Below are 26368 nucleotides of genomic sequence, written 5' to 3'. Positions count from 1 at the left end.
AGATTCTTGCGAGTGGGAGGGCACATGTCCACCAACGCAGAGGCCGTCGTCCGGGCGGCGTACCACGCGGCCGAGGGCAGCATCCTGGATGTCCAGGGCTTCATGGACCTGTTCGCCGAGGACGGCGTGCTCAACAACATCGTCGCCGGAGAGAGCTACCGTGGTGAGCACCTGGGCGATCTGGTCGTCTTCATGGGCACGCTGGCGCCCGACGTGCACCGCGAGCTGCACCGGTTCCACGTCATGGGCGACATCGTCGCCGTCGAGCTGACGATCGAGGGCACCTTCACCGGGCCCTTCGAAACGCCCGCCGGCACCATACGGCCGACCGGCGCCAAGCTCAGCATCCCCACTGCGGACTTCTGGTACATCGAGGACGGCAAGATCAAGGAGTTCAACTGCTACGTCGGGCTCAGTGTCATGCTCGCCCAGCTCGGTGTGCAGCCGGACTTCGCCGCCACCGTCACCGCATCGGCCCACGTGCCGAGCTGACCGACCGCTCTGGCACCCCGCAATTTGCTGTTGGTAAATGTGCCCGCTCGATCGGCGATCTCTCCGGCAGCACACGTCCCGCAGGCGCCGCGCACTTCGAACAAAAGAGGCAGGCCCGACCATGCCCACCATCGGCATCATCCTCGGCAGCACCCGGCCAAACCGTGTCGGCGAACAGGTGGCGCGGTGGGTCTTCGACCGCGCCACGCGCCGGACCGACGCCGGCTTTGAGCTCCTGGATCTTCGCGACCACCCCCTTCCCCACCTTGACGAGCCGATGCCACCCTCGCTCGGCCAGTACCAGAACGAGCACACCCGGCAGTGGGCCGAGACCATCGCCGCGTACGACGGATTCGTCATCGTCACTCCCGAGTACAACCACGGCATCCCCGGCGTGTTGAAGAACGCCCTGGACTACCTGTACGCCGAGTGGAACAACAAAGCCCTCGGCCTGGTCTCCTACGGCGCCGCAGGCGGCGCACGCTCCTCGGAGCAGCTGCGACTCGTCGCCGCCGAACTCCAGATGGCCGACGTACGCCAGCAGGTCCTACTTTCTCTGATCACCGACTTCGAGAACTACAACGTCTACAAACCCGGCGACCACCACCTGCATGCGCTGGACACCATGCTCGACCAAGTCGTCGCCTGGACCTCGGCGCTCGCACCCCTGCGGAGAACCGCAGCCGTTGGTACGCCGTCGTGAAGACGGCGGAGCCAAGCAGGAGGCTGCACCTCGCTTCAGACTGAAAACTCCCGCAACAGAGCGTTCCAGGTAGAACTGCAACGGCCAGCTCCCACGAATGGGCTCACGATGACCAGATCCCCAGCCGACCTCATGCGAGTCAACCTCCTCGAGGTGTTCAACGAACCCGACCCGATCCGACGGGCCGCAGTCATTGCGGAGAACTATGCCGAGGATGTGGTATGGCACGAACCAGACCGCATCAACAAGGGGCGCACAGACCTCACACGCCGTGCCGAAGAGTTGCGTGCGGAAAACCCGGACTGGATCTTCAGGCCCGTAGGCCCCTCGTCAGGCCTCGACGACATCGGCCACCTCGGTTTCCAGTACGGCCCGGCCGGACAACCGCCCATGGTCAGTGGCATGGACATCGCTCGCACCCAGAATGGCGTCATCATCGAGCTCTACACAGTCGTCACGGAGATCCGCCAACCCTCCTAGCCCCCCCGTTTCACCTCGGGTGGCTGAGCTGTCGTGAAGTGAGATGACGGTGCCGAGGTAGGTATAGGCCGGGTCTGCTGCACGATTGGTCAGACGGCGCAGGAGGCCTTCAGGCTGTCAGATCGGCCTCCGTGCGGTTGCTGAGGCGGAGGTCGGGGTCGTAGAGAGTGTGGTCCTGCCAGCAACGCCAGAGGACGCGGACCCAGCGGGCGCCGAGACCGCGGATAGCGCGGTTGTGGGGCTGACGGCGGGCCCTGGCCTGCTCGTATGCCTCACGCACCCAAGGGACTTCGCGAGCCATATTGAAGACCCACCAGTCCACTGCGTGGCGCATTCGCTTGTTGGCCGCATAGCGGAAGCGGCAACAGCAACCTCAAACGGCTGCTCGGGATCGCCGCCATGGTCGCGATCAGGAACAAGAACTCATATCTTGGCGACTTCTTCCGACGCCTAGCCGCCCGACGCGGCGGCAAACGAGCCTTGGTCGCCGTGATGCACAAACTCGCCATCGCCATCTGGCACGTCCTACACGACAAGACCCACTACCGGGAACTCGGCGCCGACCACTTCACCCGCCGCGACCCCGAACGAGCCATGCGCCGCACTGCTCAAGGAAGCCAACAGCGTGGGCCTGACCATCCGCTTCGAACCCATCACGGCTCACGGCCTGACCGACTGACTCACCCACGAGTCATTTTCGTGTCAGTCCCCACCACCGCCACCTGTCCCGAACACGGCAGCTCCGGCCTGAAGGCGGGGCTGTAAAACGATCTACAGTCCCGCGCAGCCGCCTTTGGTGGCCTCAGGTCACTGCTCGGTGATCGGGCTGTGGTGCTACGACTGACTCGGGGGTTTGTCGTTCAGGATCAGCAGTGGCCCGTGAGAGGGCGGCGGCGCCTTGGCTGGCGACGGTGGCGACGTCGTCCGCGAACTGGGCGATGTCCTCGGGCCAGCTCGAGGGCGGTTGGAGGATCAGCAGGGACACCGCGCCGTGCAGGCAGGCGCAGATGGCCCGGGTCAGCGCGGTGACGTCGCCGTGGAGGGTGCCGCGGTCGACGCATTGTTGCACGGTGTCCCGGAGGAATCGGAAGCATGCGTCGGCGACCTGTTGGGTGGCGGTGGTCGCAGGTCCGGTGGCGACCAGGCGGTAGCGCAGAGGGTGGTCGAGTCCGAACCTGATGTAGGCGGCACTGCGTTGGTGGAGTTCGGCGAACGGGTCGGTTGGCCTGGTGCTGGTGCTCCGCATCCGTCGGTCGAGCTCGTCCCAGACGCCGAGGCACACGGTGTGGAGCAGTTCCAGTCGGTTGGTGAAGTGTAGATACACCGCGGGGATGCTGACCCCGACTGCCTGTGCCACCGCCCGGATGGTGACGGCGTCTTCGCCGGCGTCGTCGAGCAGTGCCGTCGCCGCTTCGAGGAGTTCCTCCCGCAGCCGGCCGCCGTCGCCGCGCTTGGCGCGACGGCGTCGGTGGCCTTCGGTGGTGTCGACGCGGCCGCTCGCTGTGATCTGGTGGGGCCTCTTAGTCACGAGTCCTCTTGAGGGTGACGAGTTGGGTGACGCGGACGCAGAGCCGGTCCTTGTCGTCCGTGATGTTGATCTCCACGGCGACTGTTGACCTGCCGACGTGGAACGGGCGCGCGATGGCGAAGGCGCCGGCGCCGTGTACCGGTCGCAGGAAGTGGGTGCTGGATTCCATGGTTGCCAGGACGGTGTCGCTGGTTCCGTTCGGCTACCAGGTGCTTACGATGCCGGGGTCACCTGCACGGCTTGCTTCAGCTGGCCGCTGAGTTGCCGGACGACGGCGGCGGACAGGGCTGCTGCGCAGACGTACAACAGGTCGCTTTCCATGACCTGCTGCAACGCCTGGCTGGTCTGGTCGGCGTTGTGTGCGTGGTTCAGCGCGGACAGGGCGCTGGCGCCCGTGGCGCCTGCGGCGAGGACGGACAGCCACCAGCAGGTGAGCAGGGGGTGGCCGCGCTCCCGCCGCGCCGCCGGCCGGGCGGCGGCCCACAGGTCGTTGACGAACATCTTCAGCACGAACACATCGGCGACGGGAACCACCCAGCCGAGGAACAACCAGGCACGGCTGCGACGCTGTCCTTCGGGCCAGGCCAGCTCGGCGAGGTCGCGCATGCGGGACATCCAGATGCTGAAGACCAGCACAGTCACGAGGGTGGCGCCGTTCCACCAGCCCCTCAGATTTCCGAACCACATGTCGGCGTTGAGCAGCGGCAGCGCGTCGCTGCCGTCCGGCTGGGCCGGCAGTGGCGGTGCGTGCAGCACTTGGTACTTGTGCCATGCCGCTACCCCGGCCGCCGCAGTCAGCATTGCGTACGCGGCGAGCACGACGCACGTCCACCGGGTCAGCCCGCCCAGCGCCCCTGCAGCCCTGCCCACTCCACACCTCCTCAAAGCCGCCTGTGTGGAACTACCGCAGGTCGGCGGGGGATCTTAACCTCACGGGGATGAGGAAGTCACGGCCGCGCCCCCGAGCCGTGACGACGCGCTCAGTGGGCCAGTCGGCCACGGCGGCGAGGATCAGACCGCCATCAGATAGGTCAAGATCGCAATCTCCTGCGAAGCGGCGGTCAGCCCGGCGTCGTTCCGGCGCTCGTCCGTATCCGTTTGTAGACGGACCTCAGGACTCCGGCGACAGCCCCTGGAGGCCGCAGCCGGGTCGCTGGGCATTACCAGCGGCGGCACGCTGGACGTGTGAGCAGCGCGCCGATCGTCGTACACCCGCCCTTGTTCTCGGGCGGCCGGAGAGTCACCGTGCACTCCCAGGGTCGGGACGAGATCATCGGCACCGCCTACAGCGATCATGATCTGGTGGTGTTCCTCGAGGGCGCCGGCGTCGACGATCCCGACAGCATCCTGGACGATGATCGGTGGATCGAGTGGCGCGGTGGCCGCGCGCACCAGTGGAGCGCTGCCTGAGCCGCAGGTGTCCGCAGCTGGAGAAGGCGTCCAGGCTCGTGGCCCGCGCGTCGAAGGTGTTCATCGAGGAGCTGGAGCTGCTGGAGGAGACCGACTGCGACGTGGACGTGACCGCGCTGTGGCGGGCCTTGGAGGAGGGCGCCCCGCGGGTGGCGCTGTCCAGCGCGGCGGCCACGGTGGTGAGCCTGGTCCCGGAGGACGACGACTCGGCGGAGATCGCCATGAGAAGCCGCTGCTGCCCTGTGAGAGGGTGGTACGTGACGTGATGCCGACTTGTCCGACGAGCGGTGGGCCCTGATCGAGCCCGTCATCGTCTCCTGGAAGGCTCAGCATCCCTCCGTCAGCGGCCACCAGGGCGCCTACGAGATGCGGGAGAGCGTCAACGCCCTGCTCTACCAGTCCCGTACCGGCTACCAGTGGGATTACCTCCCCCACGACCTGCCCCCGGTCGGAGCGGTGAAGTGCTACTTCTACAAGTGGCGCGACGACGGCACCGACCAGACCATCCACGACCTGCTGCGCTGGCAGGTCCGCGAGAACCAGGGGCGCAAGGCCGACCCGAGCCTGGTGGTGCTCGACACCCAGAGCCTGCACGCTCCGCCGAGTCGAGGGTGTACTGCCGCAGGCGACTGGATGGCCCGGATGCTCACCGCGAGTGTCACCCCGACCTGGCGCGGCGCATGAGCGGCAGCGAGCTGACCTTGGGAGCGGTGCCGGCGCACCTGGAGGAGGAAGAGCGCGAGATCGCCGCGCAGGCCGAGGCCACGCGGGGACGCATCGCGGAACTCACCGCGCGATTGGAGGAGTTCGACCGGGTCGCCGAGGAGATCCGCATCACCGGCAAGTCGCTGCTGGCGCGGCCCGATCCGTTGCGGTGGACCATGCGGTTCTTTCCGGCTTCGAGGATGACGATGGCCGGGGGCACGAGTGATGTCCCGTGCCCGCGGGCGTGGTGTGGGCGCCGCGAACGGTGAGGTGCGGAAGTGCCCGCTCTTCAGTGGGTTCCTGTCACAGCCCCGCTAGTCCCGCTTGGGGCGCAAGGTGCTGTCCGGGTGCAGGGTGCCGTTGTCGTCGAGGTCGTCCAGCACGGCGGGCAGGCCCTTGGTGAGCATCTTGGTGCGGACGGTGCCGAGGATTTTGGCCATGAAGAATCCTCCGGTGCCGGTGAAGCCGGTGTGGTGGTAGGTGAAACGGGTCCCGCCGCCGTGCGGTGCGAGTCGGTAGGCGACCTCCGTTACCTCGCCGCCGCCCTCGTCCTGCCAGGAGTAGCGCAGCAGCGAGGGCTCACGTGCCTCCAGCACCTCGCACAGCACCACGCCGCTCCACCCCGGCTTCGGCTTCGCGATGAACTTGAACGTGGTGCCGGCCGTGGCCGTGAAGCCCTCCGGGCGTGCGCCGGCGCCGGTGGCCGTCCATAGCGGGATCAGCTCTGGATCGGTCACGGCGCGCCAGACCTTCTGCGGCGGGTGAGGGTAGTCGCGGACGATGTGGATGGTGCTCATGGCGGGCTCCTCGGGCATGGGCGTCAAGCGCAGCCTATACTTACAGTCAATGAAAATTTATAGCAACAGAAATTTTATGGACACTGGACTACGCTGCACCAATGAGCATGCGCACTGTGGACTGGACGGCCTTGCGCCGTCGCGACGCGGAACCCGCCGCTGAGGGACTACGGGAGCGCAAGAAGCGGCTATTGCGGCGGCAGCTGTCGGACACGGCCACCGAGATGTTCATGGAACGGGGCTTTGACGCCGTGCGTGTCTCCGAGATCGCCGAAGCCTGCGGGGTGTCGGAGAAGACCGTGTTCAACTACTTCCCCACCAAGGAGTCCCTCGTCCTGGACCTGGGCGAGGCCACGTTGGGCTCCCTGCGGACCACGCTGGCCGATCCAGATCTGTCGCCGGTCGAGGCCGTGCTGAAGATCTTGTCCGGCGAGCTGGCGGGCATCACATCCTGGCTGACCGAACAGGACGACCTGGCCCAGGCAAAGAGCATGCTTCTGCGCTTCGGCATGCTGATCAGGTCCACCCCGTCCCTGCGGGCCTATCAGCGCGACATGGCTGATCAGCAGGTCGCCGTAGCCGCCGAAGTCCTGGCTCAGCGCAATGAGATGAGCCCGGACGACCCTGAACCACAGATCGCCGCAACCGCCCTGCTCGCCCTGTGGCCCATCCAGTTCCAGGCGCTAGGCAGGCACCTGAACCGCGTCCAGAGCCCCGAGCAGTTGCACGACGTGGTGAGCGCCGACGTCCAACGCGCAGCCCGCCTCATCGACACGGGACTGACCTCGCTCGCCCCCGCCCGGCCCAGCAAGTGAAACGGTCAGCCGGTCTCGGGTAACGCACGGTGTGCCATGTGCCCGCGGGGTGCCTTCGCAACAACAACGACCGTACCGGTCGCGCCCTGTCAGGGAATGTCTAAATTGACACACCCCACCCCTCAGTACGCCCGAAAGCCCCTGCCGGTGGGGGAAGCTCGCGTTCCCCCAGGTCAGGATCAATATCCTGGGTATCGCCAGGTGTGCCGGACAGCCGGTGGCCGCTTGTATCCAAGCCTGCACCGGTGGGCCCTCGGCGGCGCGGGCGATATGGGTGGGGACGTGACCGCGGGTCCGCCCCGGCAGTAACGAGGGTTCGCTGACCTGTGTGTCGGTGAGGCTGCCGGCTGTCGCAATCAGTTTGGTGGTCGCGTCGTCGATCTGGAGCAGTCCGCACCGGCACCGACATCCCCGCCTACGTGAGTCAGGAAGCCCGCGATACGGCTATCGAGAACGGCGCGAGCCGACCGGTCAACTCCGACCACTCCCGCCTGTGTCCCGCTACAACCGGGCCAGCGCCGGTCCGTCACGGCCATAGCCACCCAGCGAGCCCGCGACCAGCCTGCCCAATCCAACCGAAAGTACAAAACAGACACCACGCCACTTACCGACCTCTCAGACCGCCCCGGGTATCACGAGCCCCGACTCGTACGCCACTATCACCAGCTGCGCCCGGTCACGTGCCCCCAACTTGCCCATGATCCGGCTGACATGGGTCTTCGCGGTGAGCGGGCTGAGCCCCAGCGCTTCGGCGATCTCGGTGTTGTTGAACCCGCGCGCGACCAGGGTGAGCACCTGCCGCTCCCGCTCGGACAGCCCGTCCGGGCCGCCCACCGCTGACATCAACGTGTCGGGTGCGCGCAGGAAACGGGCGATGAGCCGTGAGGTGGGTCCTGGCGAGAGCAGGGAGTCCCCGGCGGCCACGGTCCGGATGGCGTCGAGGAGTTCGGCCGGCCGGATGTCCTTCACCAGGAACCCGGACGCCCCGGCCCGCAGCGCATCGACGATGTGCTCGTCGGTGTCGTATGTCGTCAGGACGAGTACCTTCACGCCCGCCAAGTCCTCGTCGGCGGCGATGAGCCGGGTCGCCTCGATGCCGTCCAGGTCGGGCATGCGGATGTCCATCACGACGAGGTCGGCCCTCGCGGAACGGGCGAGGTCCACGGCCTGCCGCCCGGTGCCCGCCTCGGCGACGACCTCCATGTCCCCGGCGGACGCGACGAGCATCGCGAACGAGGCCCGTACGAGGGTCTGGTCGTCGGCGAGCAGTACGCGGATCGGCATCGGGGCCGTCACGAGGGTTCCTCCCGGGGCAGCGGCAGCTCGGCGGTCACTTCGAAGCCCACGGTGGGACCCGGTCCGGCGACCAGTGTGCCGCCCACGCTACGGGCCCGCTCACGCATCCCGACGAGCCCGAACCCCGGCGCGCCGCCGACGGCTCGCTGTCCGTGCCCCACCCCGTTGCGCACCGCGCTACTCACCCCGTGGCCCGTCCCCTGCCCCGCCCCGTCGTCGGCGACGGTCACCCGCAGGGTACCCTCCGCCGCCCGCAGTCCCACCCGGACGGTCAGGTCGTCGCGGCCCCCGTGGCGTACGGCGTTGGTGAGCGCCTCCTGCACGATCCGGTAGGCGGCGGCGCCCACCGAGGGCGGTACGCCGTCCGCGTGGACGGACAGTTCGACCTTGGCCCCGGCCACCCTGGCCGCCTCCGCGAGCGCGCCCAGCCCGTCGAGCCCGGGCAGCGGCCCGCGCCCGTCCGGAGAGCCGAGCCCGGAACCGGAACCCGATCCGGAGCCGGGTTCGGCCACCCACTCCCGTTCCCCTGCGACACTCACGCTCACCTCGTTCGCCCGCAGCACCTCCAGCGTCGTACGCAACTCGCCCCGGGCCGTCCGGCAGGTCTCCGCGATGTCGTCGAGCGCCTGGGCGACCGCCTTGCGGTCGAGCCGGTCCGGATCCGCGGTGAGGACGTGGGCCGCCACGGACGTCCGCACACCGATCAGGGTGATGCTGTGCGCGAGCAGGTCGTGCAGGTCGCGGGCGATCCGCAGCCGCTCCTCGACGACTCGGCGCCGCGCCTCCTCCTCACGGGTCCGTTCGGCCCGCTCGGCCCGCTCGACGATGGAGGCGACGTACTGGCGGTAGAAACGGGCGTCGACGCCGAAGAACAGGACCGCGATGACCCAGCCGGAGATCCGCAGGAGCTCCAGTGCCCCGTCGGGGTTGGTGAAGCTGTTGATGATCAGCGTCGGGCCGAGGACGACGACAGCGGTGAGCAGCGAGCGGCGTACCGTGCCGGTCGCCGCGACCGTGTAGAGCGCCAGGAGGGTCGCGGGGATCGGTACGGCGTGGTTGTAGTCGAGGACGTGGTAGGGGGTGACGCAGACCGCCACCGCGAGCAGCACGAGCAGCGGACTGCTGCGCCGCCACACGAGCGGCACATGGGCGCCGGCCAGCAGGGCCCAGCCGGGCGGACCGAGTGGGAGTCCGTCGTCGAGGAGCAACGCGAAGATGACGGCCAGCACGGCGACACCGACGGCGAGGAACGCGTCGTTGCGGGTGCGGTGCGGCGCGGTGAGCGGGTCCCGGTTGACGACCGCCATGACGCGCTCGAGTCGGCGGGGCCGCGCGTCACCCCGTACGACGGTGGTTCTCAGGTGCCCTGCGGCTGAGGTCGCTCCCCGATCTTGCACGACTCCATCTTCCGTCATGGGGGCGCCCCTCCGGCAGCAGGCAGGAGAGGCGCCCGGTCGGCTGTGGTGAGCCCGACAGGTCAGGGCGCGCCGACCTGTTCCGGCTGCAGCGGCGGATCGGTCGGTTCGGACGGCCCGGCACCGGGCGCGGGTTCGCGGGAGAGGCCGCCCGGCCACCACATCTTCCGGCGCAGGGCGACGCTGGCACTGGTCACCAGGTACGTCCGTACGAGAAAGGTGTCGAGGAGTACGCCGACGGCGATCACGAAGCCGAGTTCGACGAGTTGCACGAGCCCCATGTTCATCAGCACTGCGAAGGTCGCGGCGAGGACCAGGCCGGCCGAGGCGATGACGGCGCCTGTGCTCCGCAGGGCGGTGAGCGCGGCGGCGGCCGGTTCCGCCCCGGCCAGGGACTCCTCCCGCATCCGGTGCATGAGGAAGATGCCGTAGTCGACGCCGAGGGCGACGAGGAACACGAAGGACAGCAGCCCGAGCCCCGGATCGGTTCCCTTGAGGCCGAGGACCGGCCCGAAGGCCAGCCCGCCGATCCCGAGGGCCGCGCCCCAGACCGCGACCACGGCGGCCACCAGGATGAGCGGCGCGACGAGACTGCGCAGCAGGACGAACAGGATGAGCAGCACCGAGACGAGGACCAGGGGTACGACGATCTTCGTGTCCCGGCTGTTGGTGTCCTCCAGGTCGATCTGCTCGGCGCTGTCCCCGCCGACGTACGAGCCCTTCAGTTCGCTGCGCAGGGACTTGATGGTGGCGGTCTCTCCCGCCGACTGGGGTGTGTCCTTCGCGATGACGGAGATCTCGGCCCAGCCGTCTCCGGCACGGCCCTTCTCGGCGCTCTCGACTCCCCGGGTGTCCCGGATCGCCGCGAGGGTCCGGTCGACGCGGTCCGCCGGGGTGATCACGTCGATGGGTTGGGTGCCGCGCTGGGGGTAAGCCCGGGCGAGGGTCTCCATGGCGGTGACGGCCTCCGGCTTGGTGACGAAGGAGTCCTCCTGCTTGACCGGTCCCGGCAGGTTGAGCGTGCCGAGGGCGAGTGCGCCGAGCAGGACGGCTCCGGTCGCGAGCACGGTCAGCGGCCTGCGTCCGGCGGAGTCGCCCATCGCGGCGAAGAGGCTCCGCCGCTGTCTGGGTTCGCTGCCGTAGGCCGGTACGAGCGGCCAGAAGACCCGCCGCCCGAGCAGTACGAGGACGGCGGGGAGCAGTGTCAGCATCGCGATCAGCGCGCACAGCACACCGACCGTGCCGAGCGGGCCCATGCCGCGGCTGCTGTTGAGATCGGCGGCGAGCAGACACAGCAGGCCGGCGGCGACGGTGCCGGAGGAGGCGAGCACGGCGGGCCCGCAGCCGCGCAGGGCGGCGACCATGGCCTCGTACGGGCGCTCGATGCGCCGCAGTTCCTCCCGGTAGCGGGAGACGAGGAGCAGTGCGTAGTCGGTGCCCGCGCCGAACACGAGGATCGTCATCACGGCGGAGCTCTGGCCCGTGACGGTGGTACCGAAGGCCTGGTTGAGACCGTACGCGACGCCCATCGACATGAGGTCGGCGATGCCGGCGACTACGAGCGGCACGAGCCACAGCACCGGGCTGCGGTAGATCAGGATCAGCAGGAGGGCGACGACGGCGACGGTGGTGTAGAGCAGTGGCCCGCCGAGTGAGTCGTAGACCTTCCCGGCGTCGGTGCCGAGCGCTGCGGTGCCGCCCACCTCGACGCTCAACCCGTCCTGGCCGCGGGCGATGCCCCGGACGTCCTCGACGAGCGCGTCCCGCAGCTTCTCGTCGTGCCCGGGCTCGTTGCTGACGACGGGGTACATGAGGGTCGTACCGTCGTCGGACGGAATCCCCTTGGGCGCCCCGCCGACCAGCTCATGCTCTGCGGCGATCTTCTCGACCTGCCCGGCCGCCACCCGCCGGTCGTCTGCGCTCAGCCCGCCGCCCCGGTGATACACGATCACCATCTCGGTGCTCTCGCCCCCGGGCAGCGCGTCCTGTATCCGGGCCACTTGGGTCGAGTCGGCGCTGGAGGGCAGGTAGTCGGTGGCCCGGTCGTGCTGCACGTCGGCGAGCTTCCCCGCGAACGGGCCGACCAGCACGAGCACGGCCACCCATAGCCCGAGCAGCGCCCAGGGCACGGCCCGCCTGCGTCCCACACCCTTCGTGGGTGTCTTCCCGACCGTCATGAGCAGATCTCCCTCGCTACGACGACTACCGTTTCAGCTGTCAGCCTTCCGGCGCGGGGAGGGGTTTACGTCGGACGGGAGGGGGAGCCTGCGGGTACTGCCTGGGGTGGCGGGGGGTGCGGATTACTCCCCCGGGAGTAAGGGGAGCCGCGGGTGCGTGTTCGCCTGCGGGTGGGTGGGGGCTGGTCGCGCAGTTCCCCGCGCCCCTGAAAAGCGGGGATACGCCAGTTTTTGGCCTTCAGGGCCTTCAGGGCCTTCAGGGCCTTCAGGGCTTTCAGGGGCGCGGGGAACGGCGCAATCCTTGGCCTTTAGCCTCGATCGTTCATGAGTCCTCGTCGGTGTGCTGACGGGGACTCCGTGTTTGCGAGGTGCGGCCTTTCGGGGTTGGGGCAGGCTGAGGGCCCGGCTCTCGTGTCGGGTGGACGCCGGGTTCCACTTCACCGGTGTAGTGGTGCGGTCAGTCGGGGCGGGGGCGGGTGCAATAGCTGGTCAGCCTGGGTTCGGCAGAGCGTGGAGCCTGTTGATTGCGTGAGTGATGACGTCGGTCCAGGGCCATCGGGCGGTGAAGTGGAGCCAGTGGCAGCGGCCGGTGTGCACGAGTTGAGCGGCGGCGGAGAACAGGCGGAGGCGATGCTGCCTGTGGTTGACGAGGAAGCGTGGCGCCAGGCCCGCCGTCACGAGCGCCTGGAGGCCCGGGGCATCAACATCCCGGAAGGCGAACGGTTGATCGAGGTCTTCGCGGCCCTGGCCGCCCATGCCGTCGCGGTCGCCACTTCCGTGTCTTCCGCAGAGCTTGACCTCCTGCCTCTGAGCGCAGTAGCTGACGCGGCGACCGGTAAATGCGACTTCGAGTTGCTCGCCGGCCTCCCGGCCACCTTCGCCGACGGCCGAGATGAACTGGCCGTCAAGGTCTTCCGGCTGTGCGCCTACAGGTGCGGACAGTACAGTCGCCGACTTTTCCAGCTGAGCACAGAGCTGCGCAGTGCACTGATCGTCCTCGCCGAACGCTCGCGAATGCCGTCCCCCAGGCGCGGGCACGTCTTCTTCTGGGTCGGCTGCAGCTGGCCTACCTGATCATGAAGACTTGACGAGCTGAGGTCACGCTTCCGGCCGCATGTTGAGTGCAGGTCCTTTGCCGGGCTCGGCTTTGGCAGGCTCCGGGGCAAGAAGATGAGCATCACCATGAGAATGATCAGGTCAGCCTGCGGGGTGGGTGGCGACGCGCCAGGACCGGGGGCGGGGAATGTGCTGCCAGTCAAGGAAGCCCTGGAGTGCCGTTGGGTTCCGGGGCTGCCGGGCGGGTGCCGGCGGCAGGTGGACGCCGACGCTCGGTGTCGGGGAGCCAGCCACGCAGCGGGCCACGCGGCCGAGCGTCGGCCCCCCGGCCGGTCCTGCTGCCGGACGGGCTGTGGGGCCTGTTGCTTCGTCAGTCGCCGGTTTCCGCACTGTCGTGGGCGGCGGTCATGGGGATCCAGCCACGGGGGTTGCGGTACCAGTAGTGCGGTAGCCCCTTGATGTCGGTGGTGCGGAACGGGCGCCCGTGGTCGTCGATGCGCACCGTGCCGCTTCGACCCTGTGAGGACCAGTCGAGGTCGAGGTACCAGTCGCAGGTGCAGGACTCGGTGCGCGCAGAGAGTAGCAGGACCTCCGGCTCCCGCAGGGACACCTGGTAGGGGAAGTCGATCGCGGGGGACGGTCTGTCCGGGTCGTTGCCGGGCATCGAACGGGCCAGGGGTCGGTGCGTGTCGAGGTTCACGGAGAAGTAGCGGGGGAGGAGGACGGCGCCGCAGCCTTCGTACATGGAGTAGGCGGTGCCCAGGCGGGTGGCGGGGACGGTGCGGTTGACCACGCGCACGTGCAGTGCCTCCAGGACGACGGCGGCGGAGCCGCGTCCCTGCACCGTGATCCGCAGATCGGTGGTGCGCCCGTGCACCGCCCCCAGGGACGCGGCCCACGCCGCGGCGTCCTGCGGGGTCGGCGGCGGCGGGACTTGCTGCGGTGGCTTGGCGATGACGTAGTCATGGTCGCATTCGCTTCGCCAGAGATGGGAGTTGGCCGTCCAGGTGAGCGGGGCCGACGGCGGGACTGTGCCATCGTTCGCCCGGTTCCTGTGCGGGCTACGGCCGTTGTGCGTGGCCGACGCTGAAGGCTTCGGTGTGGTGCGGGCGGAGGCCGACGGCTCACCGCCACCGGAAGGGGGGCTGGCAGCGGATCGCGGGCTGCCGCCGCTGTGCGTGGCCGGCGCCGAGGGTTTCGGTGTGGTGCGGGCGGAGGCGGACGACTCACGGCCACCGGAGGAGGGTCCGGCAGCGGATGCGGTGAGGCCGGCGAGCGCGACGACGAGCGAGGCCGCCAGTGCTATCGATCGCACGGGCCGTCGTCGGGGGCGCCCGGCGTGCGGCCGCAGGTGGGCCGGCGAGGTCGACCCCGAATGCACGTCGGACGGCGAGGTCGGCTCGCGTGCCTCGTCCGCCGGGCTGCTGTGGCTCGCCGATGCGGCCGATGCCGCGGCGCTCGTGGTGTGGTGGGGCGTCGGTGCCCGCCGGGCACCGGATGGGCGTGGTCGTTGCCGTGCCGCGACTGCCAGGATCCACCGGCGGTGCAACTCCACGCGTTCCTCGGAGGAGGCTCTGCAGAGTGCGGCGAACCGCTCGATCCTGCCGAAGTCCAGGGGAACCGCCTCTCCGGCGCAGTAGCGGTGCAGCGTGGAGGCATTCATGCCCAGGCGGCGGGCCAGCGCCGCGTAACTGCGGTCTGTGCGTTCCTTCAGACGCATCATCAGTGACGCGAACGCCGCTACGTCATCGTGGATTGCATCCATGTGGTCCCTACTCGCATCCATCCGTCGGCCTGTGCAGTCATTTCCCGATCCGGGACGGCATCCCAGGCACTCCCCATACCTGTAAGTCAATACGGCTGGGATGGCTCCGGAGTTGCGCCATCCCTCTCCTCGAGACCACCCTCACCAGCGGTCCTGGGGCGCCGCCTTCCGCACCGGCGCCGGCCGGGCCCGCACACCGCATCGGATCACCGCTTCCCGCCGGTGAGCGGCGCGGCCTGGCGGAGTGGGTCGGGGACGTCGACGCACAGGACTTGCCAGCGGGCGATCAGCCCTCGCCCGGTCACCTCCGACCTCCGGGGTCACCACCGCTGCGTGGGCCGGGCTGCCCCGCGGCGGGCGCGGGTCGAGTCCAGCGGGTGGCCGGCCGTCGGCCTCAGAGGGTTCCCCATCCCGGACCGGCATCCCAGGCTTCCTTGTCTCTGCAGCTCGTCGGGGGTGGGATCGTCCCACCGTTGCAGGTCGGGTGGCGGCTGTTGTCCCAGGTCCACGAGGCATTCGACGCTGTGGCTGTCGCACCGGCTGAAGCGGCCGACCGCCCGGCAGCGCCACGACACCCCGACTCGCCCGTCCACTGGGACACCCGTCTCTTCGGGCACCGGGGATGCACGGCGCGGACGCCCAAGGTGGCGCCCGACCGCCTTCGCCCCGGCCACCGCGGTCCGAGGAGGAGACGGATGGTGTGGCGGCGGCAGCCCGGCACGCACCTTGATCCGCAGTGCCAGGCCGCAGGCGCGTGCGACCTCATACCGATCAGAAAAGGAACACGCATATGAACGTGAAGTCCCTTGTGGGCCGCCGTGTGGCCGTGGCCGCAGGTCTCGTCCTGGCTCTTGGGTGTGGTGTGTCGGTAGAGGCACAGGCTTCCGCCACCGGGCCGCGGACGGTCAGCGGGAAGGCCGATGATGCGGTGACCCACCGCTCGGGTGGCAGTGGCGACAAGGCCACCGTCGCCGCCTGCTCCCAGGAGGTCCTCGGGGTGTCCGCCGTGAAGGAGCCCGCAGACAGCAAGGACGCCAGGCACCTCCTCCTCAGCGTCCAGAACGCCGGCGACAAGAAGTGCAACCTCTACCGCTACCCTCTCGTGCGGCTCGGTGCCGGTCGGACCACGGCCCCTGTGATCAAGGAGAGCGACCCCAACCCGGGGGTGCCCGTGACCCTCGCTCCGGGTGAGGAGGCGTATGCCGCTCTGCTCGTCAGCGGCGGCGCCATGGATGAGTACGAGGCGAAGAGCATCACCCTCAGCCTCCAGGGGCGTAAGCCCGGCAGCAGCGCGGGCAAGCCGATCGATGTCCCCATGCCCGTCGACACGTTGTACGCGGACGACGGTCAGCGTGTCACCTACTGGACGACTGCTCCCGGTTTCACCCTGGATTTCATCATGTCGAAGTGACAAACCTCGGTCGTGACCGCTTCCCAGCGGCCGGCCAGAACGCTCCCGTGGCCTACTGAGCACCGGCTGAAGTCGGCCGATGGTCCGGTAGCGCCACGACACCCCCACCCACCACGCATCCGCCCCTGGGACGCCCATGTCGTCGGGCACCCAGGACGCGGGGTGAGGTCGGTGGGGGTGCAGCGCGGACCCGCGTGCGTCGTCGGCCGGCGCTTGGGCGAGTGGCCGTCCGCCCCAGCGGATGCCCTTCTCGCTGCGGACAGGGGCGCGCTCGCGTCGTTGGGCGGTCAGCACGTCGGGGGGCCAGGCCGGCCAGCCCGTACTGCTTGCGCGCCTCGGCGAGTTGACGCCCAGGCGGGTTGACGGCGGAGGGGTCAGCGGGCGGAACCGGCGCGTTGTTGATCTGCAGGAGTCGGTGACCCACGCGGGGACGGCCCGGGACCGGTCTCGATCCGCACAGCTCCATCTAGGATCAGCGCGTGACGCCGGAGGGGGTTGGCAAGCGTGCGTGAGGTGTTGGCGGGGCAGTGACGGCAGTTACGGGATCGGACCGGACCAAGTCTGCGGGAGCTGGCGCGTGACGTCGACGGCAGCAGTTCCTCGTTGTCGCGTTACTTCTCCGGCCAGGCCAGTCCGCCATGGCCGACGGTGGTTGCACTGTGCAAGGCGGCCGGTAGTGACCCCAGGCTCATGCGTGAGCTATGGGAGCGGGCCAAGGACGAGTCCCCGGCCGGTATCGGCGCCCCTACGCCGGTGCGCAACGACCTGACGCACGACATCGCCGCCTTCACCGGGCGCCGGGCGGAGCTGGCCGCCCTGCTCGGCCGCCAAGCTTGCAGTGGACCGCCGCACCCCCGCCCGCCACCTCTACACCGGTTCGTATCACCTCATGTGCCGGCGAGCCGCCGAGAGGATCGCCGGTCCCTCCGGTGTCCTCGTGCCCTCCGCTCTGCACGGCTTCGTCCGGCCCGACGACGAACTCCTGCCGCAGCGTGAGCTCGCCCGGCGAGGTCACCGGACTGTCCGCGCACAGCAACGCTGCGACGAGTCGTGTCGGACCCGACACGCGGGGCCCGTGCTCGTCATCATCGCCCTTTGACGCGGGCGACGATGCCGGCGATGGGCGAGCGCGCTTATGACGGCGGCGCCTACGCCCAGGGGTTGCGCGAGACTCGGATGCTCTCGGGTGAGGTAAACGGCCGCACCGGTGATCAGCAGCCCTACCACAGCCGCAACGGAGGCCGTCCCGAGCCGTTGCCTGCAGTGCGCGGGTTCGCCGTCGTGGCGGCTTCGCGCATGCCAAGCGGCAGTTCTCTGTACCGCCGGCTCTTACGAGGAGCGAGGCGCACGCGGATGAGCGCCGGTACAGCCATGTCAACATCCTTCATCCATGACGTCAGCACCCAGTACATCGCTGCCGTGATGTTCGCTCTCACTGCGGTCACCGCTGGTGCGATCCGCTCCGCCTGGCGCCGCAGGCGCCGCCGTCAGGGGCGGGAGCAGGCTGTTTTGGACATCCGGGCCGGGGCGGAGCGCGATCCCACACCATCCCCGGTGACGGAACCGTCGTCTGGGAGACGACGTGGGGAGTCGTCATGAGGACCTCTCCTCTCCGGTGACCGTTTCGTCGCCACCCACTACGGGCTGTACAACACGATCTGCGATCGGCATCACCGTCGGGAACCTGGGCACGGGCGCCGCGCTCGATGCCGCCCGCGCGGCCGGCCTGCCCGCACTGCCGTGGATCTCGCTGTGTGCGCTCGGCCTGGCGTGCGCGGCCGCCCTGTACGGCCTGCATCGCACGGGCCGATTGGCGGCACCGCTCGCTTCCGAGCCGCTGTCCGCGACCGTCTGACCGGCCCTCCGGCCCTCCGGCCCAGGGGCGGGGCACCGCACGTGCCCCGCCCCGTGCGTCTACCAGCAAGGGCGTGGTGGCGTGGTGCCCCGGATCCTCCGGACGCGGCCTGAACGGCGATTGCTGCTGGCATGCCAGGCAGGTCAGCTGCTGTAGCACGAAGACAACTCGCCCACGTCGTCCGGCAGCGCGCCGCCAATTGTCAGAACAGCCAGCCCAGTTGGAGCCGCTGTTGACGGCCCACCGCCCGGGCGCAGCTGCCGCCCGGCAGGGGAGCCGACGCGGGCGTCAGACGCGGGCCTGGGACGCCAGCGTGAGGCCGAGGGCCTGGCCCGGGGGGTTGTCCGACGTGAAGTCGACACCGACCTCGGGACGGGCCGACGAAGCCGTCCGCCAGGTCGTTGCGGGCCTGGGACGTTTGCCCTTCTGCCGCTGGCATCCGGTGCGTGGCGGGTGTGCGGCACCGGATGCGGGTCAGCTGGGCCGGGTGCGACCGAAGAGCATGTCGTAGCCTGTCGGGAGCTGGAGCAGGACCTGGTCCAGGAGGTCGTGGCCGGCGGCGTCGGCGACAGTGCTGAGGATGGCACTGACGTCCCAGGCCGCGGTCTGCTCGGTGGCTCCCTCGATCCAGGCCGCTGTTGCCCGTACGAATCTCTCCGGCGTCAGCGGCTCGGCGCTCTGCAGGGGGTTGAGCAAGATCAGGGCGAATTCGTCTGGCAGGCGCGCCGCCAGCTGGGCACGAACCTCGCCGACCAGGTGGGCACCCAGCAAGGCAAGGACCACGCGCGCGGCCCGCTCTGCTTCGTGCTCCGTTTCGTACTCGCCGCGTTCCTTCACCTTCTCGAGAAAGGCTTCGCGTCGCAGGGTCACGTGGTAACCACCCTTCTTCGTCTCTTTGCTCCGGTGGGGGCGAAGGGCGGGTAAGGGGGATGAGATGCCCGTTCTCCGTCCTTGTGCCGGTCCCGGCCTCCGTCGGCCAGCCGGAGATCGTCCCCGCAAAACGCACTGATGGCGATCCTGCGAGGCTCGGCGCGCTCGGCGATCGGGAACACAGGCATCCCGGCCGAGTGGACCGGTGCTGGTCTGAACACCGACGGCGTGGCCGCATTCGGGGTGCCCCTCGGGGGTTGCGGTGTCAACCGGCCAGATCGGCTTTGCCGAACAGGACGGCGTAGCCGGAGGGGAGCTGGCTCATGATCTGGTTCAGCTCACCGCCGGAGACGGCACCGGCCAGGGTGGTCAGAACCGCGCTGGCGTCCCACTGTGCGGTGCGCGGCCGGGCGCCGGTGCGTTCGGCGACCCTGCGGTAGAACTCCTCGATCCCAAAACTCTCCGCCTGCGCCTGCTTGGCTGCGGCCAGCGCCTGTCCGAGCGGCCTGGGCAGCTGAGAGGCAAGGTCATCGACCTCACCCGGACTGATGCGCTGGGCCAGCACGCTCAGCACCGCGTCGGTGACTGTCGCGGCTTCGTCCTGGCTGCCGTATTCGCCGAGCTCGCGTACGCGCGCGAGGAACTCATGGTGCTGCATCGTTCGTCACCTCCGCTTGCTAGCGATCTGAGGGCATCGAATGCGATGCCCCCTTCCCCGGTACCCATGTGGGAGCAAGCATGTCAGCTCTGCACGACAGGCAGGGGCGGCTTTCCTGCGCGGGCGGATGCACCCCCGTACGCCGCACTCCGGCGCCGGTGCACTCCTCGCGGGCGGGGCCGACCCGGTGATCTCCACAGTCGCCGGGCGCAGCAGGTTCTCGCCCAGACGGTAGCCGGGACGCAGAACCGCCGAGCACACCAGGCGATCCGTGACCGCGCAGACGTGGTGGGCGAGAGCGTCGTGGCACGCGGGATCGAACGGATCGCCCACCTGGCCGAACGGCGTGCCGCCCAGCGAGCCCAGCTGCTCCTGCAGGCTGTCGGCGACGTCCCTCAGACCGGGCGTCAGCGGCTCGTTTGCCAACGCCCGGTCGACGGCGTCCACCACGGGCAGCAGCGCCCGCGCCACGTTGGCTGCGGCGATCTCGCGCACGGCCGGGCGATCCCGCCGCACCCGCTTGCGGTAGTTGTCGTACTCGGCCTTGACCCGCTGCAGGTCGGCGGTCCGCTCCTGAACCCGGCGCCGCAGCTGGTCCAGCTCGGTGCTCTGCGGACCGCTCCTGGTCATCGTCAGCCAGCCTCCGGCTTGTCGTCATCAACGATCTCGGCGTCCACCACGTCATCCTCGGCCGGACCACCGCTCGTACCACCGCCCGCGGAGGCACCGGCCGGCTGCTCGGCCTGGGACTGCTGATACAGGGCGGTGCCGATCTTCTGCGCAGCCCGCGCGGTGCGGTCGATCGCCTGCCGGATCGCCGCGGTGTCCTCGCCCTTGAGCCGCTCCTTCAGCTCGGCCAGCGCCGACTCGGTCTCGGTCCTGGCATCGGCCGGGATCTTGTCGGGGTTGTCCTTCAGGAGCTTGTCGGTGGAGTAGACGAGCTGTTCACCCTGGTTGCGCGTCTCGGCAGCCTCACGCCGCTTGCGGGGAAGCGCGGAGCCACCCGTGACGGTGATCTTCTGCTCCTTGCCGGTGCCCAGGTCCTTGGCGGAGACGTGCATGATTCCGTTGGCGTCGATGTCGAATGTGACCTCGATCTGCGGTACGCCCCGGGGGGCCGGGGGCAGGCCGGTCAGCTCGAACATGCCGAGCTTCTTGTTGTAGGCGGCGATCTCCCGTTCGCCCTGGTAGACCTGCACGGTCACCGACGGCTGGTTGTCGTCGGCGGTGGTGAAGATCTCCGAACGCTTCGTCGGGATGGTGGTGTTGCGCTCGGTGAGCTTGGTCATGATGCCGCCCTTGTGCGGGTCCCTGCCGGTCAGCTCCCTGACCAGCTCGGTCACGGCCGGCATGCGGGTCGAGCCGCCCACCAGGACCACGTGGTCGATGTCGGACACCTTGATGCCGGCGTCCTTGATCGCGTTGTGGAACGGGGCCTTGCACCGTTCCAGCAGATCGGCCGTCAGCTGCTGGAACTGGGCGCGGGACAGTTTCTCGTCCAGGTGCAGCGGACCCTCGGCCGAGGCGGTGATGTAGGGCAGGTTGATGGTCGTCTCGGTGGACGACGACAGCTCGACCTTCGCCTTCTCTGCCGCCTCCCTAAGGCGCTGGACGGCCATCTTGCCCTTGGACAGGTCCACGCCGTAGTGGTTCTTGAACTGCGTGACGAGGTGGTCGACGATCCGCTGGTCCCAGTCGTCGCCGCCGAGGTGGGTGTCGCCGTTGGTGGCCTTGACCTCGATGACGCCCTCGCCCATCTCCAGCAGGGAGACGTCGAAGGTGCCGCCGCCGAGGTCGAAGACGAGGACCGTCTGGTCGTTCTCCTTGTCCAGGCCGTACGCCAGCGCGGCCACGGTCGGCTCGTTGATGATCCGCAGCACGTTCAGGCCCGCGATCTCCCCGGCCTCCTTGGTCGCCTGCCGCTGGGTGTCGTCGAAGTACGCGGGAACGGTGATCACGGCGTCGGTGACGTCCTCACCCAGGTAGGACTCCGCGTCCCGCTTGAGCTTCTGCAGCACGCGCGCGGAGATCTCCTGCGCGGTGTACCGCTTGCCGTCGACGTCCCCGTGCTCGGGGAAACGCCAGCCGTGGTCGCCCATGTGCCGCTTGACCGAGCGTGCGGTGCGCTCCACGTTCGTCACGGCCTGCCGCTTGGCCACCTCGCCGACCAGCACCTCACCGTTCTTGGAGAACGCCACCACCGACGGGGTCGTCCGCGCGCCTTCGGTGTTGGTGATGACGGTGGGCTCGCCGCCTTCCAGGACCGAGACCACCGAGTTCGTCGTTCCCAGGTCGATACCAACCGCCCGTGCCATCTGTGCGCTCCCTTCTCGTCCTCACCTCGTTCTTCGTCTCACCGGTCGGGGATCCACCGGACGGGCCCCGCGCGCAGCGGCGGCTCGGGACGCACGGGCCCGAGCACCACGGCGTACCGCCACGCGGGCCGCACGGGCTCGGTCGGGGCAGCACCTCGATCAGGCGCCGGCAGCGTGCGCTCGAGGCGCTGGTCGTAGGCCGCCCGCAGGACAGGATCGCGCAGCGTCTCGTACGCCGCCCGCACTTCACTGAATCGTGCGGCGGTGGCCGCGTCCACGCGGGTGTCGGGGCGCAGTTCCCGCACCCGCGTACGGAAGGCCGAGGTGATCTTCTCGGTCGTCGCCGAGGGCTGCACTCCCAGCACTGCGTACAGGTCCGATTCCGGCTCCGGCGCCTGCACGTCCGGCCACCTCCCTTGCCCATGTTGAGCTGCGACTTCCCATCCCCTTGCCTACCTCTCTGGGATAAAACTTGAGTCTTGCCTTGTCAAGTATGGAGAGGTATGGGGGAGGTGGTGCCTGCTGTAGTCCGTGACTGGGGAATGCCGAGCGGTGCAGTGGGCGCAGGAGTGAAGGCAACGATCCAGGCCCGTTGACCGCGGGCGGTTCGCGCAGGCACCGGGAAGTGGAGAGTGGGGTGTGGATCATGGCGCTGTGCCTCGCGGCGCACTGGCACAACGGCTGGGCCGCGATAGAGATCAAAGGTGCGTTCTGGACGGGGCCACGGTCGGGGAACTGCGTGACTTCGCAGCCTCCGTTCACGCGCAGCGCCGGCACCAGCATCTGATCCTGGACCTGTCCGAACTCACCCATGCCGACGCCGACGGCCTCGGCGCTCTGATCTCCGTGCGGACGCTGCTGGACCGGGGAGAGCTGAGCCTGGTATGCCCACAAGGGCGGACGAAGCGGTTGCTGCGCGGCAGCGGCGCCGCTGCCTCTCTGCCCGTGTATCCCTCCCCCGACGCGGCCCTGTCGGCACCCAGGGCCATGCCCGCACACCGGATGGGAGGTGCAGTGCAGTGATCACCGAACTCGCTGTCGAACGTGTGGAGTTCACCTGCGGTTCGTGCTGGCACCGCTGAAGCGTCGACTACGACGTCCAGCGCTACCGCGACGCTCTCGACGCCGAGTGGGAGGTCTTCCACCGCGACAACACCGCCGTTCCCTCCCCGTACACGCCGCAGGGCGCCCCGCCCTGCGAGCACTGCGGCCGCCGCTGGGTCGGACGCCTGGTGGCGCGCCGGCCCGTGCCGCTGCCCGGTGACCGCGAGGCACCCCGCCGCCGCGTCCCCACCGAGGGCGGCCATCGTCCCGAGCGGCACACGGCACCGATGCTGCCGGCCGCCGGCCACCCGCAGCCGCAACCCGGCGCACGAGCAGCCCGGCCGTCCACGAAGCCGTCCGGATGATCCGGACAACGCGCGCCCCTCCCGTGACGGCGAGCGCGCACTGTTGCGGCAGGGACTCCGCACGCCGATCTCCTGGGCACTGCGGCTGCCCCTGAAGGGCGGAACCACCGGCACTCACATGTGAGCTGCGGCATTGCCGATCCACGCGGCCGGCATCCACGATGACCGGACCAGACGAGGTCAAGGAGGGCAGCTCCTCATGGGTGATCATGTGCACGTGCGGCTCAGCCAGGGGCTGAGCGTGTCAGCCGAGGGAGAACTGATCGAGCACTCCCGCTGCCGGTGCGGAGCCACCTTCACCAAGGTGTTCGACGCGGACGGCGGGAAGCCGGCAGGTCCGGCCCCGTCTTGATGCGCTCCCAGCGCCGCACGCGAGAAGGCGGCAAGGGCTCTACCTGCCCGTGGCGGTCCCTGCCTGCCGATTTCCCGCCGTGGCGCATGGTCTGGGGGTTCATGGCCCGGTGGGCCGCCGCTGGGATCATGGGCCAGATCCGGACCATCTGGCCGACCGGATCCTCGGTGCCCTGCGGCCGCAGCTGGAGAAGGGGCGGAGACGGCGTCAGGGCCCCGGGCTGGTGCCCGAGGCCCTTGGAGAGAGGAGTTGCTGTGGCGTCAGCTGTCAAGTTCCTTGCGGTCGCTGCCGCCGCTGATGGCGATCTTGCGGGGCTTGGCCTGCTCGGCGACCGGGATCCGCAGCCTCAGCACACCGGCCTCATAGGAGGCCTCGATCTTCTCGGTGTCGAGGGTCTCGCCGAGGAACAGCTGTCGGCTGAACCTCCCCGCGGGGCGCTCCGTGACCACCGTCTCGGTGTTCTCGCCGTACGCCGGCTTGCGTTCGGCATTCACCGTCAGGACGTTGCGCTCGACATCGAGATCGATCGACTCCGCGTCCACGCCCGGCAGGTCCAGTTCCACGAAGAACGTCTCACCCTCACGCCAGGCGTCCAGCGGCATGCCCGCCGGGTGCGCGGCTGTGCCCCAGACCCGCTCGACGAGCCGGTCAATCTCGCGGAAGGGATCTGTACGCATCAGCATCTGTCATCCCTCCTTCACGTCGTTCCTGCGTCCAATCCGCTCTACTTCTGATATACCACCACGCCGGAAAGTTGACAACTATCGGCTCAACTTTCTCGGGCGGTTGGTGGCGGTTGTCTTCCGCAGCCAGGCCGCGTCACCCTCCGGATCGGCGGTGGACACGGCCAGAAGGGTGTACGGGGCGTCGTGGCCGAAGGTCGTCACCACGAGCACCAGGCCCCCGGCGTGCAGGACGGCGAAGTCCCGGCCTCGGGTGTGCTGCAGTTCGCCCACGCACCGGCATCCCGGGCGGAAGCGGCAGCGGGGCCCGGGATGCGGGCGCACTGCGTGCCACCAGTGCGGCTCCACGCGGACCTCGTCCACGCACCTCAGTGGCGGGCGTACATTGCGGCGCCGCGCCGCCAGCGCCCACCGCCATGGCAGACGCACCACCAGATCGCCGCCGTCGATGTGCAGCCGCGTCACGATGCTCACCTGCCCTCTCGGCATCCAGGGCGCACCGCACGCCCCGCGGACCTGCGATGCGCCGCACCTGCGGTACTGAGGAGCAGGTCAGTGGGCTAGGCGGGCCCCGGATGTCCGGCCCCGGTCCATGACCGCGAACCGCGCCCGATGCGGGTGCGGTCCTCGCGCCAGGCGGCAGCCAGCCACAGGCCGCCCACGATCAGCGCGTACACGCCCAGGACCAGTGCGATGGCCACCGCGCCGGCAACAGGGCGCAGCTAGAGCAGCACACCCGCCGCCACCGACACGACGGCCGAGGGCCGCCACCACCGGGTGTGCCGCAGCTGATGCCGCATCCGCCTGGCGACCCACAGCTCCAGGCAGCCGGTCACGATGGCCCAGCCGCCTGCCATGACCACCAGCGTCAGGCCCGTCAGACCCGGCCACAGGGCCGTGATCAGTCCGGCCACCACGCCCAGGGCGCCGGCCCCCGCACAGGTCGCCGCGGGCCGGCGCTCATGCCGGTGCCGCCACGTCGCGCCCAGGAGCATCGCTCCGTCCACCAGCGCGTAGGCGCCGAAAACCCAGGCCAGGGCCAGCACCGTCAGCTGCGGCCAGAGCGACGCGTCCGGTGGTCAGGAGGTTGATAACGATGGTTCCCCTGCTTCTGGTTCTTCTTCTGGCTCTGATCCTCTTCGGTGCGGGCTTCGCACTGAAGGTGCTGTGGTGGATCGCGGTGATCGTGCTGATCGTGTGGCTGCTGGGCTTCGTCGTCCGGTCGTCGGACGGCGCAGGCGGCAAGGGTCGCTGGTACCGCTGGTAGACGACGGACACACCCGGCGCGAGGACCGCGTTACGCGCGAGAGGTGAGTGGGGCCCGGCCGGGTACGGCCGGGCCCCACTCACGTAGGAAGACTTCTCGCCAGAGCAGTCGGGAGGGATCGGGCGTATCGGGCGCACCGCAGGGTACGTGAGTGATTCACCGGCCCCGCAGACCCCGCAGTGGAACCCTGCTCCTGCTGTCTGCGGGCCCGCTGCGCACCGCTTTTGCGCGACGGGCCGGGCGGACCGCGACCGTGTCAAAGCGGCAAGCATCGGGCCCCGGCTGCTGCTTGCCGGCAGATCATGTGACCGCCAATCAGTGGCCGTCCTGCTACAGCTCGCCACCGCAGAGTCAGTCATCTGAGACTGGTCGAAGGCGGCGTGTCCGTCCAGCGATTCCGTGCAGAGCAATGCACTTCTCGATCATGGTCGTGCCCAGCGTCAACCATCGACAGGAGGACAGCATGAGCACACGACGAACAGCACCGATCCGACGGCCCCTGGGCTTTCACCGTCGTCATCGAGGGCGAGAGCGGGCGCGCGAAGAGCGTGGGTGGGTTGCAGCAGCAGTACGACGTGGCCGAAGCTGCCGACACCGAGGTGCCTGATCGCGATACGCAGGACGGTGGCGCGGTCGGTGACGTCGCGGTCGGTGACGTCGCGGTCGGTTCCGGCGTCGCGTACAAGGCCGGCTCCGGTGAGCCGGGCGTCCGGTGACCGGCGGACGTCCGCTGTCCGGGCTCTGCGCGGCCATCGTCGACCGGCTCACCTTCAACGGCACCATCATCGAGACCGGCACCGACTCCTACCGAATCGCCCAGACCAAGGCCCGGCAGCAGCGAGGCCAGCGATGGCCTGGAGATCCCTGCGCCCCCTGGCAGGCGGGGGTAGCTCGCGCTTGGAGGCGCCC

The 26368-nt window shown here is 69.3% G+C and carries 32 protein-coding genes and 7 pseudogenes; 19 read left to right on the top strand and 20 right to left on the bottom strand.

The window, feature by feature from the left end; translation table 11 throughout:
• Positions 1-24: 24 nt before the first annotated feature.
• The 3 genes from ACFY01_RS41475 (at position 25) to ACFY01_RS41465 (ending at position 1675) form a co-directional block, all read left to right on the top strand.
• Complete coding sequence (locus ACFY01_RS41475; protein WP_390740964.1) at positions 25-492, top strand: ester cyclase; 468 nt, start codon at positions 25-27, stop codon at positions 490-492.
• A gap of 121 nt (positions 493-613) precedes the next feature.
• On the top strand, positions 614-1195 hold the full coding sequence (locus ACFY01_RS41470) for an NADPH-dependent FMN reductase (RefSeq protein WP_390740963.1): 582 nt from the start codon (positions 614-616) through the stop codon (positions 1193-1195).
• A 153-nt stretch (positions 1196-1348) separates the two neighbouring features.
• On the top strand, positions 1349-1675 hold the full coding sequence (locus ACFY01_RS41465) for a nuclear transport factor 2 family protein (RefSeq protein ID WP_390740962.1): 327 nt from the start codon (positions 1349-1351) through the stop codon (positions 1673-1675).
• Positions 1676-1784: 109 nt separating this feature from the next.
• On the opposite strand, the gene ACFY01_RS41460 is transcribed toward ACFY01_RS41465, so the two are convergent.
• The 4 genes from ACFY01_RS41460 to ACFY01_RS41445 form a co-directional block, all read right to left on the bottom strand.
• The gene (locus tag ACFY01_RS41460) at positions 1785-1955 is read right to left on the bottom strand and encodes a hypothetical protein (protein WP_390740961.1); all 171 of its coding nucleotides are present in this window, start codon (positions 1953-1955) and stop codon (positions 1785-1787) included.
• Between the two features lie 522 nt (positions 1956-2477).
• Positions 2478-3203 carry a TetR/AcrR family transcriptional regulator gene (locus tag ACFY01_RS41455; RefSeq protein ID WP_390740960.1) on the bottom strand — a complete coding sequence of 242 codons (726 nt, stop codon included), beginning with the start codon at positions 3201-3203 and terminating at the stop codon, positions 2478-2480.
• Positions 3196-3381: a PaaI family thioesterase gene (locus tag ACFY01_RS41450; protein ID WP_390741006.1), complete on the bottom strand. Its 186-nt coding sequence runs from the start codon at positions 3379-3381 to the stop codon at positions 3196-3198. Before ACFY01_RS41450 ends, ACFY01_RS41455 begins: the two co-directional genes overlap by 8 nt.
• 35 nt (positions 3382-3416) lie before the next feature.
• The gene (locus tag ACFY01_RS41445; RefSeq protein WP_390740959.1) at positions 3417-4073 is read right to left on the bottom strand and encodes a DUF4328 domain-containing protein; all 657 of its coding nucleotides are present in this window, start codon (positions 4071-4073) and stop codon (positions 3417-3419) included.
• A 315-nt stretch (positions 4074-4388) separates the two neighbouring features.
• Here ACFY01_RS41445 and ACFY01_RS41440 point away from each other — a divergent pair, with 315 nt between their 5' ends.
• The 4 genes and pseudogenes from ACFY01_RS41440 to ACFY01_RS41425 all read left to right on the top strand — a co-directional run bounded on the left by ACFY01_RS41440 (position 4389) and on the right by ACFY01_RS41425 (position 5587).
• Entirely contained in the window at positions 4389-4613 is a 225-nt protein-coding gene (locus ACFY01_RS41440; RefSeq protein ID WP_390740958.1) for a hypothetical protein, read from the top strand.
• Positions 4614-4624: 11 nt separating this feature from the next.
• Positions 4625-4843, top strand: a pseudogene (locus ACFY01_RS41435) (hypothetical protein); the annotation flags it as partial.
• Positions 4844-4886: 43 nt separating this feature from the next.
• Positions 4887-5297, top strand: a complete 411-nt coding sequence (locus ACFY01_RS41430; protein WP_390740957.1) for a transposase — start codon at positions 4887-4889, stop codon at positions 5295-5297.
• Positions 5294-5587: a hypothetical protein gene (locus ACFY01_RS41425; RefSeq protein ID WP_390740956.1), complete on the top strand. Its 294-nt coding sequence runs from the start codon at positions 5294-5296 to the stop codon at positions 5585-5587. Before ACFY01_RS41430 ends, ACFY01_RS41425 begins: the two co-directional genes overlap by 4 nt.
• A 45-nt stretch (positions 5588-5632) precedes the next feature.
• Here ACFY01_RS41425 and ACFY01_RS41420 read toward each other — a convergent pair whose 3' ends face one another.
• On the bottom strand, positions 5633-6115 hold the full coding sequence (locus ACFY01_RS41420; protein WP_390740955.1) for an SRPBCC domain-containing protein: 483 nt from the start codon (positions 6113-6115) through the stop codon (positions 5633-5635).
• Positions 6116-6216: 101 nt separating this feature from the next.
• Here ACFY01_RS41420 and ACFY01_RS41415 point away from each other — a divergent pair, with 101 nt between their 5' ends.
• On the top strand, positions 6217-6930 hold the full coding sequence (locus ACFY01_RS41415; RefSeq protein ID WP_390740954.1) for a TetR family transcriptional regulator: 714 nt from the start codon (positions 6217-6219) through the stop codon (positions 6928-6930).
• A gap of 615 nt (positions 6931-7545) precedes the next feature.
• Here ACFY01_RS41415 and ACFY01_RS41410 read toward each other — a convergent pair.
• The 3 genes from ACFY01_RS41410 to ACFY01_RS41400 form a co-directional block, all read right to left on the bottom strand.
• On the bottom strand, positions 7546-8214 hold the full coding sequence (locus ACFY01_RS41410) for a response regulator transcription factor (RefSeq protein WP_345666422.1): 669 nt from the start codon (positions 8212-8214) through the stop codon (positions 7546-7548).
• 8 nt (positions 8215-8222) lie between these two features.
• Positions 8223-9533, bottom strand: coding sequence for a sensor histidine kinase (locus tag ACFY01_RS41405; protein ID WP_390740953.1), 1311 nt, complete (start codon positions 9531-9533; stop codon positions 8223-8225).
• Positions 9534-9703: 170 nt separating this feature from the next.
• Positions 9704-11818: an MMPL family transporter gene (locus ACFY01_RS41400; RefSeq protein WP_390740952.1), complete on the bottom strand. Its 2115-nt coding sequence runs from the start codon at positions 11816-11818 to the stop codon at positions 9704-9706.
• 528 nt (positions 11819-12346) lie between these two features.
• On the opposite strand from ACFY01_RS41400, the gene ACFY01_RS41395 reads away from it, so the two are divergent.
• Positions 12347-12892: a hypothetical protein gene (locus ACFY01_RS41395; RefSeq protein WP_390740951.1), complete on the top strand. Its 546-nt coding sequence runs from the start codon at positions 12347-12349 to the stop codon at positions 12890-12892.
• Between the two features lie 352 nt (positions 12893-13244).
• On the opposite strand, the gene ACFY01_RS41390 is transcribed toward ACFY01_RS41395, so the two are convergent.
• Positions 13245-13751 (bottom strand): hypothetical protein, encoded by a 507-nt coding sequence (locus ACFY01_RS41390; protein ID WP_390741011.1) that lies wholly within the window; start codon positions 13749-13751, stop codon positions 13245-13247.
• 199 nt (positions 13752-13950) lie between these two features.
• On the opposite strand from ACFY01_RS41390, the gene ACFY01_RS41385 reads away from it, so the two are divergent.
• The gene (locus ACFY01_RS41385; protein ID WP_390741010.1) at positions 13951-14514 is read left to right on the top strand and encodes a hypothetical protein; all 564 of its coding nucleotides are present in this window, start codon (positions 13951-13953) and stop codon (positions 14512-14514) included.
• Here ACFY01_RS41385 and ACFY01_RS41380 read toward each other — a convergent pair.
• Positions 14481-14594: pseudogene (locus ACFY01_RS41380) on the bottom strand (helix-turn-helix domain-containing protein); the annotation flags it as partial. The gene ACFY01_RS41385 and the pseudogene ACFY01_RS41380 sit on opposite strands and share 34 nt — an antisense overlap.
• Before the next feature lie 973 nt (positions 14595-15567).
• Here ACFY01_RS41380 and ACFY01_RS41375 point away from each other — a divergent pair.
• Positions 15568-16050 carry a DUF4232 domain-containing protein gene (locus tag ACFY01_RS41375; RefSeq protein WP_390740950.1) on the top strand — a complete coding sequence of 161 codons (483 nt, stop codon included), beginning with the start codon at positions 15568-15570 and terminating at the stop codon, positions 16048-16050.
• 225 nt (positions 16051-16275) lie between these two features.
• On the opposite strand, the pseudogene ACFY01_RS41370 reads toward ACFY01_RS41375, so the two are convergent.
• Positions 16276-16350: pseudogene (locus ACFY01_RS41370) on the bottom strand (integrase); the annotation flags it as partial.
• A gap of 243 nt (positions 16351-16593) precedes the next feature.
• Here ACFY01_RS41370 and ACFY01_RS41365 point away from each other — a divergent pair.
• A pseudogene (locus ACFY01_RS41365) lies at positions 16594-17046 on the top strand (helix-turn-helix domain-containing protein); the annotation flags it as partial.
• A gap of 612 nt (positions 17047-17658) precedes the next feature.
• Positions 17659-17905, top strand: a pseudogene (locus ACFY01_RS41360) (MFS transporter); the annotation flags it as partial.
• Between the two features lie 474 nt (positions 17906-18379).
• Here the strand turns inward: ACFY01_RS41360 and ACFY01_RS41355 are convergent.
• The 5 genes from ACFY01_RS41355 to ACFY01_RS41335 all read right to left on the bottom strand — a co-directional run bounded on the left by ACFY01_RS41355 (position 18380) and on the right by ACFY01_RS41335 (position 22149).
• Positions 18380-18775: a DUF2267 domain-containing protein gene (locus ACFY01_RS41355; RefSeq protein ID WP_390740949.1), complete on the bottom strand. Its 396-nt coding sequence runs from the start codon at positions 18773-18775 to the stop codon at positions 18380-18382.
• A 265-nt stretch (positions 18776-19040) separates the two neighbouring features.
• Positions 19041-19433 (bottom strand): DUF2267 domain-containing protein, encoded by a 393-nt coding sequence (locus ACFY01_RS41350; protein ID WP_390740948.1) that lies wholly within the window; start codon positions 19431-19433, stop codon positions 19041-19043.
• Positions 19434-19439: 6 nt separating this feature from the next.
• Positions 19440-20063: a nucleotide exchange factor GrpE gene (grpE, locus tag ACFY01_RS41345; protein ID WP_390740947.1), complete on the bottom strand. Its 624-nt coding sequence runs from the start codon at positions 20061-20063 to the stop codon at positions 19440-19442.
• A 2-nt stretch (positions 20064-20065) separates the two neighbouring features.
• Positions 20066-21748, bottom strand: a complete 1683-nt coding sequence (locus tag ACFY01_RS41340) for an Hsp70 family protein (RefSeq protein ID WP_390740946.1) — start codon at positions 21746-21748, stop codon at positions 20066-20068.
• Positions 21749-21786: 38 nt separating this feature from the next.
• Positions 21787-22149 carry a J domain-containing protein gene (locus ACFY01_RS41335; protein ID WP_390740945.1) on the bottom strand — a complete coding sequence of 121 codons (363 nt, stop codon included), beginning with the start codon at positions 22147-22149 and terminating at the stop codon, positions 21787-21789.
• A gap of 238 nt (positions 22150-22387) precedes the next feature.
• On the opposite strand from ACFY01_RS41335, the gene ACFY01_RS41330 reads away from it, so the two are divergent.
• From ACFY01_RS41330 to ACFY01_RS41320, 3 genes and pseudogenes are all read left to right on the top strand, one after another.
• Positions 22388-22771: an STAS domain-containing protein gene (locus ACFY01_RS41330; RefSeq protein WP_390740944.1), complete on the top strand. Its 384-nt coding sequence runs from the start codon at positions 22388-22390 to the stop codon at positions 22769-22771.
• 585 nt (positions 22772-23356) lie between these two features.
• On the top strand, positions 23357-23509 hold the full coding sequence (locus ACFY01_RS41325) for a hypothetical protein (RefSeq protein WP_390740943.1): 153 nt from the start codon (positions 23357-23359) through the stop codon (positions 23507-23509).
• A gap of 44 nt (positions 23510-23553) precedes the next feature.
• Positions 23554-23652: pseudogene (locus tag ACFY01_RS41320) on the top strand (transposase); the annotation flags it as partial.
• A gap of 117 nt (positions 23653-23769) precedes the next feature.
• On the opposite strand, the gene ACFY01_RS41315 reads toward ACFY01_RS41320, so the two are convergent.
• The 4 genes from ACFY01_RS41315 to ACFY01_RS41300 all read right to left on the bottom strand — a co-directional run bounded on the left by ACFY01_RS41315 (position 23770) and on the right by ACFY01_RS41300 (position 25238).
• Positions 23770-24192, bottom strand: coding sequence for an Hsp20/alpha crystallin family protein (locus ACFY01_RS41315; protein WP_390740942.1), 423 nt, complete (start codon positions 24190-24192; stop codon positions 23770-23772).
• Between the two features lie 78 nt (positions 24193-24270).
• Entirely contained in the window at positions 24271-24666 is a 396-nt protein-coding gene (locus ACFY01_RS41310; RefSeq protein WP_390740941.1) for a hypothetical protein, read from the bottom strand.
• Positions 24667-24752: 86 nt separating this feature from the next.
• A complete protein-coding gene (locus ACFY01_RS41305) occupies positions 24753-24893 on the bottom strand; it encodes a hypothetical protein (protein WP_390740940.1) in 141 nt (46 codons plus the stop codon).
• Positions 24894-24914: 21 nt separating this feature from the next.
• Complete coding sequence (locus ACFY01_RS41300; RefSeq protein ID WP_390740939.1) at positions 24915-25238, bottom strand: HdeD family acid-resistance protein; 324 nt, start codon at positions 25236-25238, stop codon at positions 24915-24917.
• A gap of 50 nt (positions 25239-25288) precedes the next feature.
• Between ACFY01_RS41300 and ACFY01_RS41295 the strand changes: the two genes are divergently transcribed.
• The 3 genes and pseudogenes from ACFY01_RS41295 to ACFY01_RS41285 form a co-directional block, all read left to right on the top strand.
• Entirely contained in the window at positions 25289-25459 is a 171-nt protein-coding gene (locus ACFY01_RS41295) for a hydrophobic protein (protein ID WP_390740938.1), read from the top strand.
• A gap of 557 nt (positions 25460-26016) precedes the next feature.
• Positions 26017-26175 carry a hypothetical protein gene (locus tag ACFY01_RS41290; protein ID WP_390740937.1) on the top strand — a complete coding sequence of 53 codons (159 nt, stop codon included), beginning with the start codon at positions 26017-26019 and terminating at the stop codon, positions 26173-26175.
• Positions 26176-26198: 23 nt separating this feature from the next.
• Positions 26199-26300 (top strand): annotated as a pseudogene (locus ACFY01_RS41285) (AAA family ATPase); the annotation flags it as partial.
• Positions 26301-26368: the final 68 nt, after the last annotated feature.

It is taken from the genome of Streptomyces sp. NPDC001480 (genome assembly GCF_042894725.1).
Taxonomy (GTDB): domain Bacteria; phylum Actinomycetota; class Actinomycetes; order Streptomycetales; family Streptomycetaceae; genus Streptomyces.
This window is presented reverse-complemented; position numbering and strand designations above follow the sequence as displayed.